This is a genomic window from Citrobacter sp. wls827 (assembly GCF_005280875.1).
In the GTDB taxonomy this organism is placed as follows: domain Bacteria; phylum Pseudomonadota; class Gammaproteobacteria; order Enterobacterales; family Enterobacteriaceae; genus Citrobacter; species Citrobacter youngae.
On sequence record NZ_SZWR01000001.1, the window covers coordinates 491,533 to 508,222 of the forward strand.

Sequence of the window (16,690 nt, forward strand, 5' to 3'; positions counted from 1 at the left end):
AGCTTTTTTCAGGCAAGCGCTCATAAATTTTTTACGATCGTCGCCTTTCAGCGACTGCTCTGTTGCCTGAACGTTGCATTCACGCATTTTCTGCTGCTGCGGCGTCAGACTCTTTTCATCAGGCGCAGACTTACTGTTTTTCAGGCAATCACTCATATATGTCTTCCGGGCATCCCCTTTTAAGGTCTGCGCCGTCGCCTGCTGGTTGCAGGTGGTCATACGCTGTTGTTGCGGGGTTAACGTCTTCTCGGCAGCGCCGACGGTAGTTAAGAAAACCAGGCCAAATAATAGGGTAACGAGCAATGTTATTTTCATAGCACCATCCTGTTGTGAGTATTCACTCTACACGTCACCTTTCAAGCAACCTCGATGCTGGCGGCCTGAAGGATGACGTGTAGTAAGTCTGGTTGCTGACGCAGAAATAGCCACCTCATTATTAAAATTAAGTGACCAAATAGCAGGTTACTTCAGACCTAACGCCGCTTTCATGGTGTAAAACAGGTCAGTCTGATCGGTCAGGCCTACCACATTCGCCGCATGCGGGCCATAGGCAGCAATGCGCAGCTGGCTGCCGGTATGCTCCTGAGATTCCTCTTCCGAGTTGCCATAGCTGATAACCATCACCTCACCATCTTTGGTATTCAGCGCCTGAGTCAGGCCAGGGGCTTTGGTGTCTGGCGCAACAATCTGGCTGGCATGCGCGTGGTCAGCGGTCACGACAACCAGCGTGTTGCCGTCTTTCTTCGCGAAGGCCAGCGCGCGCTGTACAGCTTCATCCAGATCGACCGTTTCACCAATCTGACCGCACGGGTTTGCGGCGTGATCCTGCTTATCGATGGACGCGCCTTCTACCTGCAGGAAAAAGCCTTTTTCATTCTTACTTAATAGCTCAATCGCTTTATCCGTCATCTGGGCAAGCGTTGGCACCGTGTCGTTACGTTTTGGATTTGGCGTACAGGTCACGACTGGCTTATCAAGGTTACCGTGGTAAGACGCTTTTGGCCCTTCCCAGCGTACCGGCATGTTGCCGTCAGAGAACAAACCTAACAGCGGTTTATCCTGATTCGCTTCGGTAATGGTTGCCAGCGTCGCGGTATCACTGACCATCTGATAACCACGGGCCTGAGCCTGTTCACGCAGCGTTTTCCCCTGCCACTCGCCCGCAGCTGCGGTCTCAGCAAAGGTTTTTGCCCCGCCGCCCAGCGTAACGTCAGCGCGGGCATTCAATAATTGTTCGGTGATTGACCCTTTACCGCCTTTTTCCAGCGCATTCGTCGGGCATTTCTCAGCGGTGACGCTCGGTCCGTAACATTTACGCGACGTCACATGCGCAACCAGCGCGGCGGGGGTGGCATCCTGCAATTCAGCAGTGGATACGTTGCCTGTCGCCAGACCGGCAGCTTTAGCCATTTCCAGAATAGTGGCGTGATCTTTTTCGTGAATATCAACGCCCAGCGCACCGTTATATGTTTTAACACCGGTCGTCCATGCCGTCGCAGAGGCTGCGGAATCGGTCACATAGTCAGGTTTACCCGTTTTTTTATCCAACGCGTAGTGCGTGTATTGTCCGGTCAGGGGTAACGCATCAATACCTTTAAAAAAACCACCGGCGCCTTCTGCATAATTTCGCGCAGCGGTAATTTCCGAGTCCCCCATACCATCACCGATCAATAAAATAATATTTTTGGCCGGTTTATCGTTCAAAGAATCTCGTAGTGCTGCCGTTTGATCAGTCGTTAATCGACGCGCGCCACCCGGTGTGGTGATATCTCCCTGTGCGGCACGATTATCCATAGCCGCTACGGTAGATGTTTCTGCATGAATAACCGGGGTAAACAGCAAGGGTAACAGGGCAATAGCGAGTGCGCTTTGTTTCACTTTATTTTCTCCATGTACAAATACGGTAAAATTAAAACAAAGCGACTATAAGTATTTGATGTGACACTTTTATGATAATTCGTGGATAAGTATCTGCAGATATCTCAACACGTTTTAGGTACGTTCTCGCCAGCACTGTGCATGGTCGTCAGAAATGCAGGCATTTGACTTACCCCTGCCAGCGCGTCTTCTATTTGACGAATCAGTGTTTGCTGCTCATTTGTTGCCATGTTGCGCAGCATTTCCATGATGACCCGCTCTAACGTTGCGACTTGCGCGGCCAGGTCTTGCGACTCTTCTTCTTTTTGGGCGAGCTTAAGTAACAACTCAGTGATGAGATTTTTCATTTTCGTATTCCCTTAACCAAATAAAGGCCACGTTATCACTAAGACTCACAACTTCCTAGAGGATGAAAGTTGTATTTATTGCAGAAATAAAACGTTTTGCGAAAACAATCACAACACAAAATAAGGGGGAATAACGCTTTCTGCAGAATAATTCAATATAAAAGGGTAAGGAGATTAATAGTCACCCAGATATATAATCTTCAATTATGGATTAACAACGCTGGCAACCCGCGTTGTTAATCCGCCATTCAGCGAGCGAGACGCCGGCGTCGCAACGCGATAGCCAGTTGCCAGATATTAATAAGCACAATGCTCGCGGTAGCGATAAAGACCCAGCGGAAACCCGCCATGGCCGATACGGTTGCCCCCATCAAGGGTCCAGCGACGTTGCCAAGATACATAAACGACTGGTTATACCCAAAGATGCGCCCGGTAATCTGCTCGCTGGAGTATTTCACTAATAGCGTTTGCACCGCAGGCAGCATTGCACCGTCGGCAAAGCCAAGCAGAAAACGTAGAACTCCCAACTGCAACGGCGTGGTAACCCACGACATAGCGAAAAACAGCACTACCGCGAATATTAACGTCGCCATTAAAATCCGCTCAGTACCAATACGGTCGCCTAATTTACCAAGTCGAGGCGCGGAAATCAGAGCAGAAATGCCCGGTACCGAGGCAATCAGGCCGCTGAGAAAGGCAATATTTGAGCTATCTGGCACCATCGATTTGATAAACAGCGCCAGAATGGGGCCAATTGAGCCGTTACACAGTTGAATCACCATGGTGGTAAAAAACAGGCTAATGACCAGCGCGGGATACGGTAACGAAGCAAAAACAGCTTTCCCGCTTAAACGCTCGCTTTTTTTAATCACTGGTCGGACACCCTCTTTAATTAAGAACAGTGTGACCAAAAAACTCACCACCAACAGCGCGGCGGTAATACAAAATACCGCACGTAAACCAACATGGTCGGCAATAAAACCGCCCATCAGCGGCCCGCCAATCACTCCACTAATTTGCGCCGTTGAGAGCGTGCTCAACGCCCAACCACTGCGTTCGCGCGGGACTTGCGACGCCACCAATGCCATCGCATTAGGAATGTATCCCGACGTTAACCCCATCACCCCGCGCAGCAGAAAAAGCTGCCAGACGTTAGTGGCAAATGCCTGCAGCAAAATGGCAATTGCCATACCCAGTGAGGCCCGTAACAGCATCAGCTTACGCCCTTTACGGTCAGCTAAACTGCCCCACATCGGTGAAACAATGGCAGAAATAAGAAACGTGACGCTAAACGTTAACCCGGACCACATTGAGAGCGCTTCGTGCGAGGTTACTCCCAGTTGGGAGATATAGAGCGGTAGAAAAGGCAGGATTTGGCTGATCGCCAGTCCGGTGAAAAAGCAACCGAACCACACGGAAATAAGGTTAACTCTCCAGGATTCCATAAGGACTCATAACGGTAAGTAGCTGAAAACTGCGAGCAGCTTAACAAATTACGCCTTCAAACGAGGGTCCAGAGGTGCGATGTTTCACAGTTTAGTATTTTATCTCCCCGCTCATCATATTTGTGATATTCATCACATCAAACCCACATTAGATGCAGGGGATTATGCTTCTAACATGTCCTGTGGGTTTGTGCGTATTCATTCTCGGGGAATCCCCCAAAACAATCTGCCAGAAGCCGAGGAATCCTGCGTTTTGTCGTGGTAATGTATGTGCTTTGCATTCAAGGAATGGGTTTTTAAGATGGCAAAGTTGCGGGTAGGAATCGTATTTGGTGGTAAATCAGCGGAACATGAAGTGTCATTGCAATCGGCAAAAAATATTGTCGATGCCATCGACAAGACTCGCTTTGACGTTGTGCTGTTAGGTATTGATAAACAAGGGCAGTGGCACGTGAGCGATGCCAGTAACTATCTGCTCAATTCAAACGATCCGGCACATATTGCACTGCGTCCCTCCGCGACCAGTCTGGCGCAGGTGCCGGGTAAACAAGAACATCAGTTGATCGATGCGCAAAATGGTCAGCCGCTGCCAACGGTCGATGTTATTTTCCCAATTGTGCACGGCACGCTGGGTGAAGATGGTTCACTGCAAGGCATGCTGCGCGTGGCGAATTTACCGTTCGTCGGTTCAGATGTGCTGGGCTCTGCAGCCTGCATGGATAAAGACGTCACCAAACGTCTGCTGCGCGATACCGGATTAAACATCGCGCCATTTATTACGCTAACTCGCGCCAATCGCAACAGCATCAGCTTTGCCGAGGTCGAGTCCCGCCTGGGCCTGCCGCTGTTTGTGAAACCGGCCAACCAGGGATCGTCCGTTGGCGTCAGTAAAGTGACCAGTGAAGCACAGTACAACCAGGCCATCGCGCTGGCATTTGAATTCGATCATAAAGTTGTGGTCGAGCAAGGGATCAAAGGTCGCGAAATAGAATGCGCGGTGCTGGGCAACGATCATCCGCAGGCCAGTACCTGTGGCGAGATCGTGCTGAACAGTGATTTTTACGCGTACGATACCAAATATATTGACGATAACGGGGCCAAAGTCGTGGTTCCGGCGGCGATTGCCCCAGAAATTAACGACAAGATCCGTGAGATCGCTATTCAGGCTTACCAGACGCTGGGTTGCGCCGGGATGGCGCGGGTGGATGTGTTCCTGACCGCAGAGAATGACGTGGTGATCAACGAGATCAACACGCTGCCGGGCTTTACCAACATCAGTATGTATCCCAAACTGTGGCAGGCCAGCGGCTTAAGCTATACCGATCTGATCACACGTCTGATCGAGCTGGCGCTGGAGCGCCACGCTGCCGATAGCGCGCTGAAAACCAGCATGTAAAAGCAGACAGGATGCCCGATAACTATTGGGCATCCTTGACATCTTCATCCTCATCGGCGCGGCGGCGAATAATAAGTCCCGCTAGCCAAAAGCTAATCACCCACGTAACCAGCCCCACCGCATAGGTTTGCCATCCTTTCGCTTCAAAACCCAATAATCCCACCACGCCATTCAGAATAAAGATCAGCCCAATGGCAAACGCGTAATAATGCCAGTCGCGGCGAATTTTTACAGGCAGGTTCATAACAGCTCCGGTGGAAGTTCAGCGTTGAACAGCATCCTCGCACATTTCCCTGCGGGCGTCTGTGTCCTGTGCGGAAATTCTTAAATGTGAATCAATTTAACTTAAGGTTACATATTTGTGACGTTCAACAAAAAACCAAAATCCAGGAATAATCTCTACCTGAAATTACCATCATTCTGATATTGACAATCCCGATCACCTGTCAGACTCACTGTCAGTTACTGGTATGGCATCGACAACGCAGGATATCTCTGGAGGTCCCTATGGCTGATTTTACGCTCTCAAAATCCCTGTTTAAGGGCAAGCATCGAGATACCTCCTCTCTGCCCGGAAACATTGCGTATGCCGTTTTTGTGCTGTTTTGCTTCTGGGCCGGGGCTCAGGTTTTAAATCTGTTAGCCCATGCGCCCGGTATCTATGAAGAACTGATGCAGCTACAGATGCAAGAGACCGGACGCCCACGCGTTGAAATTGGCTTAGGCGTCGGCACCCTGTTTGGACTGATTCCCTTCCTCACAGGCTGCCTTATCCTTGGCGTCATCGCGGCGGTGGTGCGCTGGCGCCATCATCATCACAACGATGACTGACCCATACACTTCGCCCGACGATCGTCCACGCGTTTAGCAAACCATGCCGTGGTCAAATTACGCGTAATCTTCGGGCTTTCCAGTTGAATACCTGGCAGCATTTCCCGTGGTAACGTTTTTCCTGCCTTCGCTTCCGCCAGCTTATACATCTTCTCGTACAGCGCAGTCTCCTCGAAGGCCAGGCTGTCGCCTTTTTGCAACTGACGATGGATATCGCTCTCACTCATCCCCAGCTTCCCGGCAAGCTTGCGTACCGCCAACTCCGTTTTACCCGGTTCTTTGCTGTTGTAGAGAATCAAATCCCCATCCAGCGCCAGCTTCACACCACTGGCTTTGCTGACGGCATTCTGAAACGCCGCATTACGGCTGGCATACCATCCGGCATTAAAATCCGCGAAACGGAAGATAGGCGCGCTATAGTTCGCCGGGTAATTCAGCAAGTGATACGTGCCGAACCAGAGTCCGCCGCGCAGGGTAAAGACTTCCTGACGTACCGTTCCTTCCATTTTCCACGGATACCCGGAAGTATGCTGTTCGGCAAACGCAATGCTGACCTGCATCGGCCCCCCGGTATGCACCGGGTTGAGCGAACCAAACAACGTCTGTCCCATCGGCACCATATTGATGAAATCATCAAAAATGGCGCTAAGCTGCTTTTCCGTCTTCACTGAATCCAGACGCTCGCTGTAGCTTTTCCCATTTGGCGAGTTAATCTTCAGTGCGGTATGAACCAAAAACACCGGGATATGCATACGCTCGGCGCGACGGTCAATCTCTTTCCAGGCTATTTTGCTTAAATTCGGGACAACCGGATCGGCCTGATAGTTGGACTCCTGCTGCGCAACGGCCAGCACCGAACAGATATTTTCAACCGTCGGCGCCAGCTTCTGGCTTTCAAACGTTTTCGCCAGGTCCTGCGCCCACGCGTCCCGGTCTTTCACACTGGCAGGCATTTTTTGCCGCACCACGCTCGCCACATCGACAGCTTTCTCCCCTTTTTTTAATGGCTGCGCGGGTTGGCTACTACACCCCACCAGCACCAACGCCGCCAGACCAGACCAGGGGTAAAGACGGGAAACCGTCGGCATAACATCTCCTTTTGTTAGCTAAGCGTATGGGTAACAGCCTGAATTTCCTGACCATCCAGTTCACGTTCGAAGCTGCGCAGACGCTTATAGATAGACATCAGCTCAACCAGCGTTGTCCACGAATTAATCAAATACTGGAACGAGCCGCGTACCTGACCAAACACGTTGGTGATTTGCGTCATCAGACCGAGCGTAATCGTACCGGCAACAATCGATGGAAACAGCAGGAACAAGCCGAAAACGTTATCAACCTGCAGGTAAAGAATACGGGCGATATTGAAGTACATATAGTGAAAATAGAGGCGAAAGTAGTTTTGACGCACCGCGTGGAACAGCTCGCGAACCGTCGGCGGCGTCGCGCGATTACCATCATCTTCACCGTACACCAGCTCTTTACGGTACGCCGCTTCCACCCGCTGATTTTTGAACTCCAGCCCAGGCAGTTTGATCCCCACCACGGCCAGCAGCCCGGTTCCCATCAACGACCAGACAATCGCAGCAATCACCAGACCGTAAGGAATATGTCCAACAATCGGCAGATCCGGGACATGCGCAGAAAGCGTAACCAGTACCGGCAAGAAGGCAATCAGCGTCATAATCGCGTTAATAAAACTCACGCCCATGTCTTCCAGCGTGGAAGCGAAACGCATGGTGTCTTCCTGCACACGCTGCGCCGCACCTTCGATATGACGCAGATGCTGCCAATGCGCCATATAATGTTCGTTCATCGCGGTACGCCAGCGGAAGACGTAATGACTGACGAAGAAGTTGTTCATCACGCCAATGACGACGGCTATCAGCGCAATCCCGAGAAAGATCCCCACTTCCTGATAGAACTGCTCAATTTTCACCTTATGCGGTGTGCTGAGTGCGGTTTGAATCAGGTCGTAGAACGGGGCATACCACGCATTGACGGCGACGCCGACTTCAACCAGAAACCAGGTGACGAAGATAATCAGCGAGGTACCGAGTATCGACCAGTACTGCCAGCGGTGCGGACTGTAGATAAACCAGAACAGCGCAAACACGCCAACGCACAAAATGTAGTATGCATAAAAAATTAGATAATCCAGCGACCAGAATCGCGCTGCGCTAATCGGTACATTCCCCGATGCGCCGGTAATCTGTGCAACCCAGGCTCCCCCGCCAGCCTGCCAAAATACAACAGCGACCAGTGCCCAAATAAATGCCGAAATAAAGAACGGCCCCGGCTTTGGGAAAAAAGACTTAAACATAGTGCTCTCCTGCTAACTTCTTATCGTTATGACGACTGCTGTGCATTTGCCACGGTGGTTTACCGCGGCAAGACGGCTTACGCCCAATAAACACAAGCTGAAACCGACAATTGTGACCAGAACCGACGCACTTAGTTCGCTATCTGGTTTTGTAGAATTGTTTCTGCGGTTTTCACACCGACAGCGCTCCGGCATGTTCAGATTATTGCAGCGTGAGATCACAAAAGCGAACATCCACTCTCCGGGAAAAGCCCACGTTTACTCATCGTTACGTTTTTCCCACTATCATTGGCTGATAAGCGCTTTGCAATATGCCAACGAGTAGTATAAATACGCATACGCACGTCATCTTTTATTTCCTCTAACTCATGGACACCACCGTTGAAACGTAGTCTGCTTTTTTCTGCCGCGCTGTGTGCGGCGTCATTGACATCTGTCCAGGCGGCACAGCCTATAACCGATCCCGTCTTTGCCTCTGACATCGTCGACCGGTATGCCGATCATATTTTCTACGGCAGCGGCGCTACGGGGATGGCGCTTGTGGTGATTGATGGTAATCAGCGCGTGTTTCGTAGCTTTGGTGAAACGCGCCCCGGCAATAATGTTCACCCGCAGTTGGATTCCGTTATTCGCATCGCGTCGTTGACCAAATTAATGACCAGCGAAATGTTAGTGAAATTACTCGATCAGGGCACAGTAAAACTCAACGATCCATTGAGTAAATATGCCCCACCAGGCGCACGCGTTCCGACATATCAGGGAACGCCTATCACGCTGGTAAATCTGGCGACGCACACCAGCGCACTGCCACGCGAGCAGCCTGGCGGCGCGGCAAAACGCCCGGTCTTTGTCTGGCCGACTCGCGAACAGCGCTGGAGCTATCTCTCTACCGCAACGCTAAAAGCCGCACCTGGCTCGCAGGCTTCCTATTCGAACCTGGCGTTTGACCTGCTGGCCGATGCGCTGGGAACCGCGTCCGGCAAACCTTATCCGCAGTTGTTTGAAGAGAAAATCACCCGACCGCTCGGGATGAAAGACACCACCTTTACCCCGTCCCCCGATCAGTGCGCACGCCTGATGGTCGCGGAAAAAGGCGCCAGCCCGTGTAACAATACGCTGGCGGCCATGGGCAGCGGTGGCGTCTATTCTACGCCCGGCGATATGATGCGCTGGATGCAACAGTATCTCTCCTCTGATTTTTATCATCGTAGCCAGCAGGCCGACCGGATGCAGACGCTGATTTATCAGCGTACGCAGTTAACCAAAGTGATAGGGATGGATGTTCCGGGCAGAGCCGATGCGCTAGGTTTGGGCTGGGTCTATATGGCGCCGAAGAATGGGCGTCCAGGAATTATTCAAAAAACCGGTGGCGGCGGTGGCTTCATTACTTATATGGCGATGATCCCACAGCAAAACGTCGGGGCCTTTGTCGTGGTAACCCGCTCCCCGCTGACCCGCTTTACCAATATGAGCGACGGGATCAACAATCTGGTGAGCGAACTGAGCGGCAACAAACCGCAAGTGATCCCCGCCTCCTGATTCAATACTCAAAAGGCAAACGGTTAATACTCACCAGTTTGCCTTTATTCATTTCAATATATCCACCTTTACGCAATGCTGCGAGAACCTCAGCGACAACTGAGCGTGAAATTCGTGTACGTTGGTGAATATAGTTCATGACGCCGATACGCGAACGCAGAACCTCGTCCCATTTCGTCATGGAGATCAACGTGGCGCGAATCTGATCGTAGGAGTTGTTACCGATCAACTGCAGATCGCGCAATTCGAGCATGGCGTTTTGCCATGCCAGCCAGCAAAAAGCTTCCCGCCAAAGCTGGTATTGTTCAATGATATTAATTGTTTGTGAGGCAGGAAGATGATATCCCGTACAATTACTTTCGGTCATTAATCTGTATTGTACATCTGTTTTCATCACGCCATCAGAAAGGCCCATAATAAAAGGCGCCTGTGCAATCCCGACCAGCACGTTTTCCCCTCTACGCAGGGAAACAACACCACTTAAAATGATAAAAGTGTCATCACCATCTATATCATGGGAATATATAATTTGTTTTTTACTATCACATTCGAAATGTTCGCCATACTTAGACAAACATTTATCCAACATCCCAAATTCCACCAGCGGTTTATTTGTAGATAGCATGTGCGCACTCCTTGCAGTAAATGCCCGTCAAATCCGTGACGGGCATTATTACGAGTAAGTTACCTTATTTTCTCTGCAAAAAGGCTCTTACCAGGTATATTTAACACCTACATTTGCAGACCAGTCTTGATCGACATCACCTCCGCCGAGGTAGTTAGCATCGGTGTACGCACTGAAATTTTTGGTAAAGCTGAACTGAGTACCCAGTCCAACACGTACCGCAGAACCTTCTACGCCGTTGTCGATAGAGTCACCGTTTACGTCAGCATCGTTATTAGAATCGTCGTAAACGTAGGCCAGTTTGAAGTACGGGGTCAGCGCCTGGTCGTCGCTGTAGGCGAAGGTATAACCTGCATCTACACCCAGTTCATAACGCATGCTGTCATAAGACTGACCATCAACTTTCATGTCGTTACTCAGCTTATAGTCATCACCAGACTGGAACAGACCGGATACGCTACCGTAAGGCGTTACGTACCCTGCGTCACTCAGTTTCAGGTCATAACCCAGTTTCAAGCCAAAGCCCCAGGCATCAGCAGAGGTGCTGCCGTCAACATACTGACCGTTGCTCATGTTAGCAGACAGATCGTTGTTGAAGTGGGAGTAGCTTAAGTTACCGTCTACAAAGATGTTGTTGGCAAAGTGAGCAGAAGAGTAGATATAGGCAGTCTGGCTGTCCTGATCCACCTGACCGGTACGATCGCTCATATCACCTTTCGCGAAGCCTGCTGCTGCACCGACAATCCACTTGGCGTTGTTACCATCAATTTTGGAATCAACACCGACCATGATGCCGTTAACATCCTGATCGTAGTTGATGGTGCCGTTATCCGCATCGAAGCTACCACCGAAGTAGCTTACCCATGCGCCACCGTTATCAACCAGACCATGACGTGCGTTAGTCAGACGAGTACCAACGGTGTCTTGTTCCAGGTTCCAGATATTGGTGTTAGCAGACGGGATGCTCAGAGCCATATTTGCGTAGTCGGTCAGCTCCATCTGCTGCAGAACAACGGTGTTACCCTGCTGCTGCGCCTGATAGGTGTAAGCGCCGAGGTCAGCTTTGTTAGCTGCAGAGAAGGTTGCAGTGCTGTTGGTGTCGTTAACGTAGATCAGCTCGTTACCTTTGTAATCAGCAACAGAACCAGCGCCAGTCGCGTTATCGATACGCACTTTATAGTTACCGGTTGCTGCCGCTACGTGGTCACCATAGTTATCAACTTCAGATTGATCGTAGGAGGTGTCGGAATCGCCGTTACCGTTGATAGTCAGATGACCATCAGAGTTCATTGCGATTACGCCATAACCGTAGTTAGCCTGAGTTTTGTCGTTAGTACGATCGTTGGTCAGGTCAGCATTCAACACATAGTTAGTGCTGTTGATGTCGAAAACACCCGCATTAACATGGTTGTAAGCATCGGTGTAGCTGGTCAGGTTCAGCGTATCAACCTGCAGTGCATCACCTGTGCTGTTACCCACATCCAAAATACCGTTGTTGGTAACGTTGATGTTGTTGGCATACAGTGCAGCACTACCTACACTCCAGCCAGCAGCAACATCATCAGCAATCGTGACGGTACTGTTGTCAATAGACAGGGTATCGGTCGCAACATGGCCATCTTCGTTGATGTTCAGGGCAGAAGCACCGGTCAGAGAGATGGTGTCAGAAATCAGGGTAGAATCACCCACATTCACGACGGAACCGCTGTTAATGCTCAGTGTGTCAATCAGAGAGGTTTTGGTGGTATCCCACTGTGATGCGCCGTTCAGCGTGACGTTGAACAGACCGCTCTGGTAAACAGCGTTGCCAACCACATGACCATTTTCGTCATAAGAGGTCGTGTCGCTATCAATACCGTAGGTTGAATCAGGCCACAGACTATTGGCTGCAATATCAATCAGCGTCGCGGTAGCTTCTGTGCCTGCTGCATAGCTGTCGTAAACACCGTCGCCATCAGCATCAACCTGATGTACGGACATTGCCGCACCCACCCACTTACTGCCGTTGTTCAGGGTCAGATCCAGACGGTCAGTACCATCCCAACCGTTGGTATCCAGGTCGGCATCAGTATCACGATAAGTATCAGCGCCGTTCGGGAAGAAGTTCTCATCGAAGTTGCTGGAGAACAGAACATCACCCATCAACGTGGAATTATTAAACGTGGCAGTCGTCTGCATCGCGTTATCGGCATCTGGATGTGCAATAACAGCCAATGCAACATCATCAGCAGTATAAGAACCGCTGTAATCGCTTGCATTGCTGGTATTACCAAACCAGCCGGAAGTGCCTTCATCAGACCATGAACCAGAGGTCAGGGTAGAATCGCTAACAGCAATAGTATTATTAAATACTTCGCCGCTGTTTACACCAGTGCTGACGGTGTTATCGTCAATGTCTTCCCACTCATAACCCTGAGTCAGCGTAATACCCGCAACGTGAGAGTTGTTGGAGATAGACAGATCAACTTCTTGATCCAGCGTGATAGCCGTACCCAGGTTATAAACGTCGACAACGTGCGTATCAGCCGCATCGTTATAGGTACCGTTGTAGGTATAATGTTCGTAGTTGTCATCGATAGTTGAGTTGATGACGTTCATCGCCAAACGATCATAGTAATAGTCGGTACCCGTACGGTTAGTACAATCCGTGGTCATACACTCGGAAGTCACCATACCGTGAATGGTACTATTTTTAATCGTCAGGCTGTTGTTATTGCTGTTAGTAGATAGTCCATCATCCAGATAATAAGTAGAAATAACGCCGTTAACAGTAGCGTTATTGATTACTGGATAAATATCACCGTTATAAATACTATCAGCTTCGTAATTGTTCCAACCGACATACCCATCGTAGTAAACACCATCGGCATAAGATGCGTCATTATAATGGGTGAACGTTGTGTACGTGGTTCCAGAAATATCGGTTGAAGCATTCGCCTGAGAAGTGATTGCCAAAGTGCAGGCTAATGCTAATTGTGAGACTACAAGTTTCTTTTTCCAGATGTGCATTTGTCATCCCTCCTCAGGGACGTAATATAGTTGATCCATCAATTATCAATGCAAAGAAAACATTTTATGTTTCGCAGGGCCGATTATGCTATTTCACAACGGAAAGGTTCAATTATTCTTTGCTCACTGTCCGAAATCGGACAACATCATGAATTAACCAGGCCTTAACAATAAAACAAAAATACAAATATTTTCAACAAGATATAAAACACACAACATCTAACGCATATAATTATCAAATAATCCACCCAATACTCAAACAAATAAAAAATAAATAGGCGAGAGTTATGTTACGTGATAAACAAATAAATCCATCAACATTTAAAATAATAAAAACAAAAACAAACAAAATAATGAATATAAATAAATTGATCTAATGATTCAGCCTTTCGCCACGGGAAATCCAAATATAAAGCCAACTTTCGTAAACCACCCGCCCTCAGGTTCGGGTATACTACGGCCTTCGATTTCACAAACATCAGGCATACCATGACAGACCTAATCCAACGCCCTCGCCGCCTGCGCAAATCACCTGCGCTGCGCGCTATGTTTGAAGAGACAACACTGAGCTTAAATGACCTGGTGTTGCCGATCTTTGTTGAAGAAGAACTCGACGATTACAAAGCCATCGAGGCCATGCCAGGCGTGATGCGCATTCCAGAGAAGCATCTGGCACGCGAAATTGAACGCATTGCTAATGCAGGCATCCGCTCAGTCATGACCTTCGGTATTTCCCACCACACCGATGACACCGGCAGCGATGCATGGAAAGAAGACGGTCTGGTGGCGCGCATGTCGCGTATCTGTAAGCAGACCGTGCCGGAAATGATTGTCATGTCCGATACCTGCTTCTGTGAATACACCTCGCACGGTCACTGCGGCGTATTATGCGAGCACGGCGTGGATAACGATTTAACCCTGGCCAATCTTGGCAAGCAGGCGGTGGTTGCTGCCGCAGCGGGTGCTGACTTCATCGCGCCTTCCGCCGCGATGGACGGCCAGGTGCAGGCGATTCGCCAGGCGCTGGACGCCGCGGGCTTCACCGATACGGCGATCATGTCCTACTCCACCAAATTTGCTTCTTCTTTCTACGGCCCGTTCCGTGAAGCCGCAGGCACCGCGCTGAAAGGCGATCGTAAAACCTATCAGATGAACCCGATGAACCGTCGGGAAGCGATCCGCGAATCGCTGCTGGATGAAGCCCAGGGCGCAGACTGCCTGATGGTCAAACCGGCTGGCGCATACCTCGATATTCTGCGCGATATCCGCGAGCGCACCGAGCTGCCGATTGGCGCTTATCAAGTCAGCGGTGAATACGCGATGATCAAATTCGCGGCGCTGGCGGGTGCCATAGATGAAGAGAAAGTGGTGCTGGAAAGCTTAGGCTCGATCAAGCGCGCTGGCGCGGATCTGATTTTCAGCTACTTCGCACTCGATCTGGCTGAGAAAAAAATCCTGCGTTAATTCCTTTCAACGCCCCGCACTGCGGGGCGTTTTATCATAAAACGTCACCAAACCGCCATCTAACCGACACATCGCCCTTCTACTGTCACAAAAGGACAGAGGAGGAGCCGCTATGTTTAGTCTCGACAATGTCATCGACGACCTGTGGCCAGAGGCGAGGCCCGCCCCGTGGCAAAAAAAAGTGCTGAGAAAACTGTTACATGAAGAGGAATTCCAACAGTTTGCCGCTCGTCACCGCCATCTGAAAGGGTTAGATACCGTCGAACAGGTGCTGGAGCATCTCAACATTCACTGTCAAATTCCGGTCCGTAGTCTGGAACAAATTCCCGAACAAGGGCCGCTGGTTATCATCGCCAACCACCCTACCGGCACACTCGACGGCCTGGCCCTGCTATACGCCGTTTCTCGCGTTCGCCGCGATGTTAAAGTCGTCACCAACCGCATGCTCACTCATCTCGAACCGCTCAGTTCGCTGTTTATTCCGGTGGATAATATCAATGGCCGCACCGCTAAAGCGGCGCTACAGCTGATGGATCGACAGTTGCAAAACGGCGGTGTGCTGATCTTCTTCCCGGCCGGTGAAGTTTCGCGCATAACCCGGCGCGGCATTCACGATAAAAAATGGCACTCCGGCTTTATTAAGCTCGCTGCCAAATACCGCGCACCGCTCTTACCTGCGTGGATTGAGGCACGCAATAGTACGCTGTTTTATGCCAGCGCACTGGTATCGCAAAACCTGCCGATGCTGTTGTTAATGCAGCAGATGTTTCGCCGCCGGAACAGCAACCTGCCGGTGACCATTGGCGAGCAAATTGCGTGGACGACATGGTGCAACCCACAAACTACGCCGCGAGAAATGACAGACAAGTGCTACCGACACGTTCAGCTACTGGGAAAAGGACGGCCGGGCGTCTTTAAAACCGAAAGCGCGATCGCTCGCCCGGAACCCCGTGCCCTGCTCAAGCGCGAGCTACACCAGGCCGAGTGTCTGGGGCGTACAGCAGACGGTAAGGTTATCTATCTATGGCAGCGTAATGGTCAGGAAGAGGTTCCGTTGCTACGTGAGCTGGGCCGTCTGCGGGAAATCGCCTTCCGCGCGGTAGGCGAAGGTAGCGGCAAACGCCGCGACATCGACAGTTACGACGATGACTACCTGCATCTGATCCTGTGGGATGAAGACGATTTGGAGATCGTCGGTGCCTACCGCTTTATGCCGACCGCCCTACAGATGGAAAAGCGCGGGCTGGGCGGCATTTACAGCTATAGCCTGTTTCATTACGATGAACGGATGGACGATATCCTCCAGCACGGCATTGAGCTGGGGCGCAGCTTTATTCAGCCACGCTACTGGGGACGCCGCGGCCTGGACTATCTGTGGTCCGGTATCGGCGCGTATCTGGCGCGCCATCCACACTATCGCTACCTGTTTGGCCCGGTTTCTATTTCTGGTGGGCTACCGCCCTCGGCCCGCGATTTGCTGGTTGCCTTTTATCGCCTGTGGTTTCCGGCAACACATCCGCTGGCGGAGTCACGCCGACCGTACCCGGCCTCGTTACCCGACGCACTGGCGCAGTTTGGCGGGGAAAATTACAGTGAAGACCTGACGCGGCTGAAGTCGCTGCTCGGCAACCTTGGTTGTGGTATTCCACCACTCTACAAGCAATATTCCGAAGTGTGTGAGCCAGGTGGCGTACAGTTTATCGACTTTGGCAGCGACCCGGACTTTAACAACTGCGTGGATGGTCTGGTACTGGTGGATTTAACGTATCTGAAGGCAAATCGCTACCAGCGGTATATCGGACCGCATTTAGGTTTGTAGACCGGATAAGGCGT

14 protein-coding genes are annotated in these 16,690 nt (G+C 50.7%); 5 read left to right on the forward strand and 9 right to left on the reverse strand.

Features of this window, described 5'->3' with window-relative positions; all coding sequences use genetic code 11:
• The 4 genes from psiF to FDX03_RS02325 form a co-directional block, all read right to left on the reverse strand.
• The coding region (gene psiF / locus FDX03_RS02310) for a phosphate starvation-inducible protein PsiF (protein ID WP_137345457.1) at nt 1-315 on the reverse strand (315 nt) is incomplete at its 3' end.
• A gap of 147 nt (nt 316-462) precedes the next feature.
• Complete coding sequence (phoA, locus tag FDX03_RS02315; protein ID WP_137345420.1) at nt 463-1,878, reverse strand: alkaline phosphatase; 1,416 nt, start codon at nt 1,876-1,878, stop codon at nt 463-465.
• A gap of 104 nt (nt 1,879-1,982) precedes the next feature.
• Nucleotides 1,983-2,225, reverse strand: a complete 243-nt coding sequence (locus FDX03_RS02320; RefSeq protein WP_048212464.1) for a sigma-S stabilization anti-adapter protein IraP — start codon at nt 2,223-2,225, stop codon at nt 1,983-1,985.
• Between the two features lie 248 nt (nt 2,226-2,473).
• Nucleotides 2,474-3,670 (reverse strand): multidrug efflux MFS transporter, encoded by a 1,197-nt coding sequence (locus tag FDX03_RS02325; RefSeq protein ID WP_048212465.1) that lies wholly within the window; start codon nt 3,668-3,670, stop codon nt 2,474-2,476.
• A gap of 301 nt (nt 3,671-3,971) precedes the next feature.
• Here FDX03_RS02325 and ddlA point away from each other — a divergent pair, with 301 nt between their 5' ends.
• On the forward strand, nt 3,972-5,066 hold the full coding sequence (gene ddlA / locus FDX03_RS02330) for a D-alanine--D-alanine ligase (RefSeq protein ID WP_137345421.1): 1,095 nt from the start codon (nt 3,972-3,974) through the stop codon (nt 5,064-5,066).
• Nucleotides 5,067-5,088: 22 nt separating this feature from the next.
• Here the strand turns inward: ddlA and FDX03_RS02335 are convergent, their stop codons facing one another.
• Entirely contained in the window at nt 5,089-5,310 is a 222-nt protein-coding gene (locus FDX03_RS02335; protein WP_005120949.1) for a DUF2754 domain-containing protein, read from the reverse strand.
• A 263-nt stretch (nt 5,311-5,573) separates the two neighbouring features.
• On the opposite strand from FDX03_RS02335, the gene FDX03_RS02340 reads away from it, so the two are divergent.
• On the forward strand, nt 5,574-5,897 hold the full coding sequence (locus FDX03_RS02340; protein ID WP_115600863.1) for a YaiY family protein: 324 nt from the start codon (nt 5,574-5,576) through the stop codon (nt 5,895-5,897).
• Here the strand turns inward: FDX03_RS02340 and FDX03_RS02345 are convergent.
• Together FDX03_RS02345 and sbmA are read right to left on the reverse strand one after the other, a co-directional pair.
• On the reverse strand, nt 5,882-6,985 hold the full coding sequence (locus FDX03_RS02345; RefSeq protein WP_137345422.1) for a DUF1615 domain-containing protein: 1,104 nt from the start codon (nt 6,983-6,985) through the stop codon (nt 5,882-5,884). The two genes, FDX03_RS02340 and FDX03_RS02345, sit on opposite strands and share 16 nt — an antisense overlap.
• Before the next feature lie 14 nt (nt 6,986-6,999).
• Complete coding sequence (gene sbmA, locus FDX03_RS02350) at nt 7,000-8,220, reverse strand: peptide antibiotic transporter SbmA (RefSeq protein WP_115600865.1); 1,221 nt, start codon at nt 8,218-8,220, stop codon at nt 7,000-7,002.
• 381 nt (nt 8,221-8,601) lie between these two features.
• On the opposite strand from sbmA, the gene ampH reads away from it, so the two are divergent.
• The gene (ampH, locus tag FDX03_RS02355) at nt 8,602-9,759 is read left to right on the forward strand and encodes a D-alanyl-D-alanine-carboxypeptidase/endopeptidase AmpH (RefSeq protein ID WP_048212469.1); all 1,158 of its coding nucleotides are present in this window, start codon (nt 8,602-8,604) and stop codon (nt 9,757-9,759) included.
• 1 nt (nt 9,760) lies between these two features.
• Here the strand turns inward: ampH and iprA are convergent, their stop codons facing one another.
• Entirely contained in the window at nt 9,761-10,384 is a 624-nt protein-coding gene (iprA, locus tag FDX03_RS02360; protein ID WP_048212470.1) for a hydrogen peroxide resistance inhibitor IprA, read from the reverse strand.
• 87 nt (nt 10,385-10,471) lie between these two features.
• Nucleotides 10,472-13,393: an autotransporter adhesin EhaB gene (gene ehaB, locus FDX03_RS02365; RefSeq protein ID WP_115600867.1), complete on the reverse strand. Its 2,922-nt coding sequence runs from the start codon at nt 13,391-13,393 to the stop codon at nt 10,472-10,474.
• A gap of 489 nt (nt 13,394-13,882) precedes the next feature.
• Between ehaB and hemB the strand changes: the two genes are divergently transcribed.
• Both hemB and FDX03_RS02375 read left to right on the forward strand, forming a co-directional pair.
• Nucleotides 13,883-14,857 carry a porphobilinogen synthase gene (gene hemB / locus FDX03_RS02370; protein WP_016151991.1) on the forward strand — a complete coding sequence of 325 codons (975 nt, stop codon included), beginning with the start codon at nt 13,883-13,885 and terminating at the stop codon, nt 14,855-14,857.
• Between the two features lie 112 nt (nt 14,858-14,969).
• Nucleotides 14,970-16,676: a GNAT family N-acyltransferase gene (locus tag FDX03_RS02375; RefSeq protein WP_137345423.1), complete on the forward strand. Its 1,707-nt coding sequence runs from the start codon at nt 14,970-14,972 to the stop codon at nt 16,674-16,676.
• The last annotated feature ends 14 nt before the right edge of the window (nt 16,677-16,690 follow it).

Bases quoted from the DNA above. Each gene is read 5' to 3' on its own strand.
- ddlA (WP_137345421.1), top strand. From the start codon at position 3,972: ATGGCAAAGTTGCGGGTAGGAATCGTATTTGGTGGTAAATCAGCGGAA.
- iprA (WP_048212470.1), bottom strand. From the start codon at position 10,384: ATGCTATCTACAAATAAACCGCTGGTGGAATTTGGGATGTTGGATAAA.
- sbmA (WP_115600865.1), bottom strand. From the start codon at position 8,220: ATGTTTAAGTCTTTTTTCCCAAAGCCGGGGCCGTTCTTTATTTCGGCA.
- FDX03_RS02335 (WP_005120949.1), bottom strand. From the start codon at position 5,310: ATGAACCTGCCTGTAAAAATTCGCCGCGACTGGCATTATTACGCGTTT.
- hemB (WP_016151991.1), top strand. From the start codon at position 13,883: ATGACAGACCTAATCCAACGCCCTCGCCGCCTGCGCAAATCACCTGCG.
- ehaB (WP_115600867.1), bottom strand. From the start codon at position 13,393: ATGCACATCTGGAAAAAGAAACTTGTAGTCTCACAATTAGCATTAGCC.
- FDX03_RS02325 (WP_048212465.1), bottom strand. From the start codon at position 3,670: ATGGAATCCTGGAGAGTTAACCTTATTTCCGTGTGGTTCGGTTGCTTT.
- FDX03_RS02375 (WP_137345423.1), top strand. From the start codon at position 14,970: ATGTTTAGTCTCGACAATGTCATCGACGACCTGTGGCCAGAGGCGAGG.
- FDX03_RS02345 (WP_137345422.1), bottom strand. From the start codon at position 6,985: ATGCCGACGGTTTCCCGTCTTTACCCCTGGTCTGGTCTGGCGGCGTTG.
- FDX03_RS02340 (WP_115600863.1), top strand. From the start codon at position 5,574: ATGGCTGATTTTACGCTCTCAAAATCCCTGTTTAAGGGCAAGCATCGA.
- FDX03_RS02320 (WP_048212464.1), bottom strand. From the start codon at position 2,225: ATGAAAAATCTCATCACTGAGTTGTTACTTAAGCTCGCCCAAAAAGAA.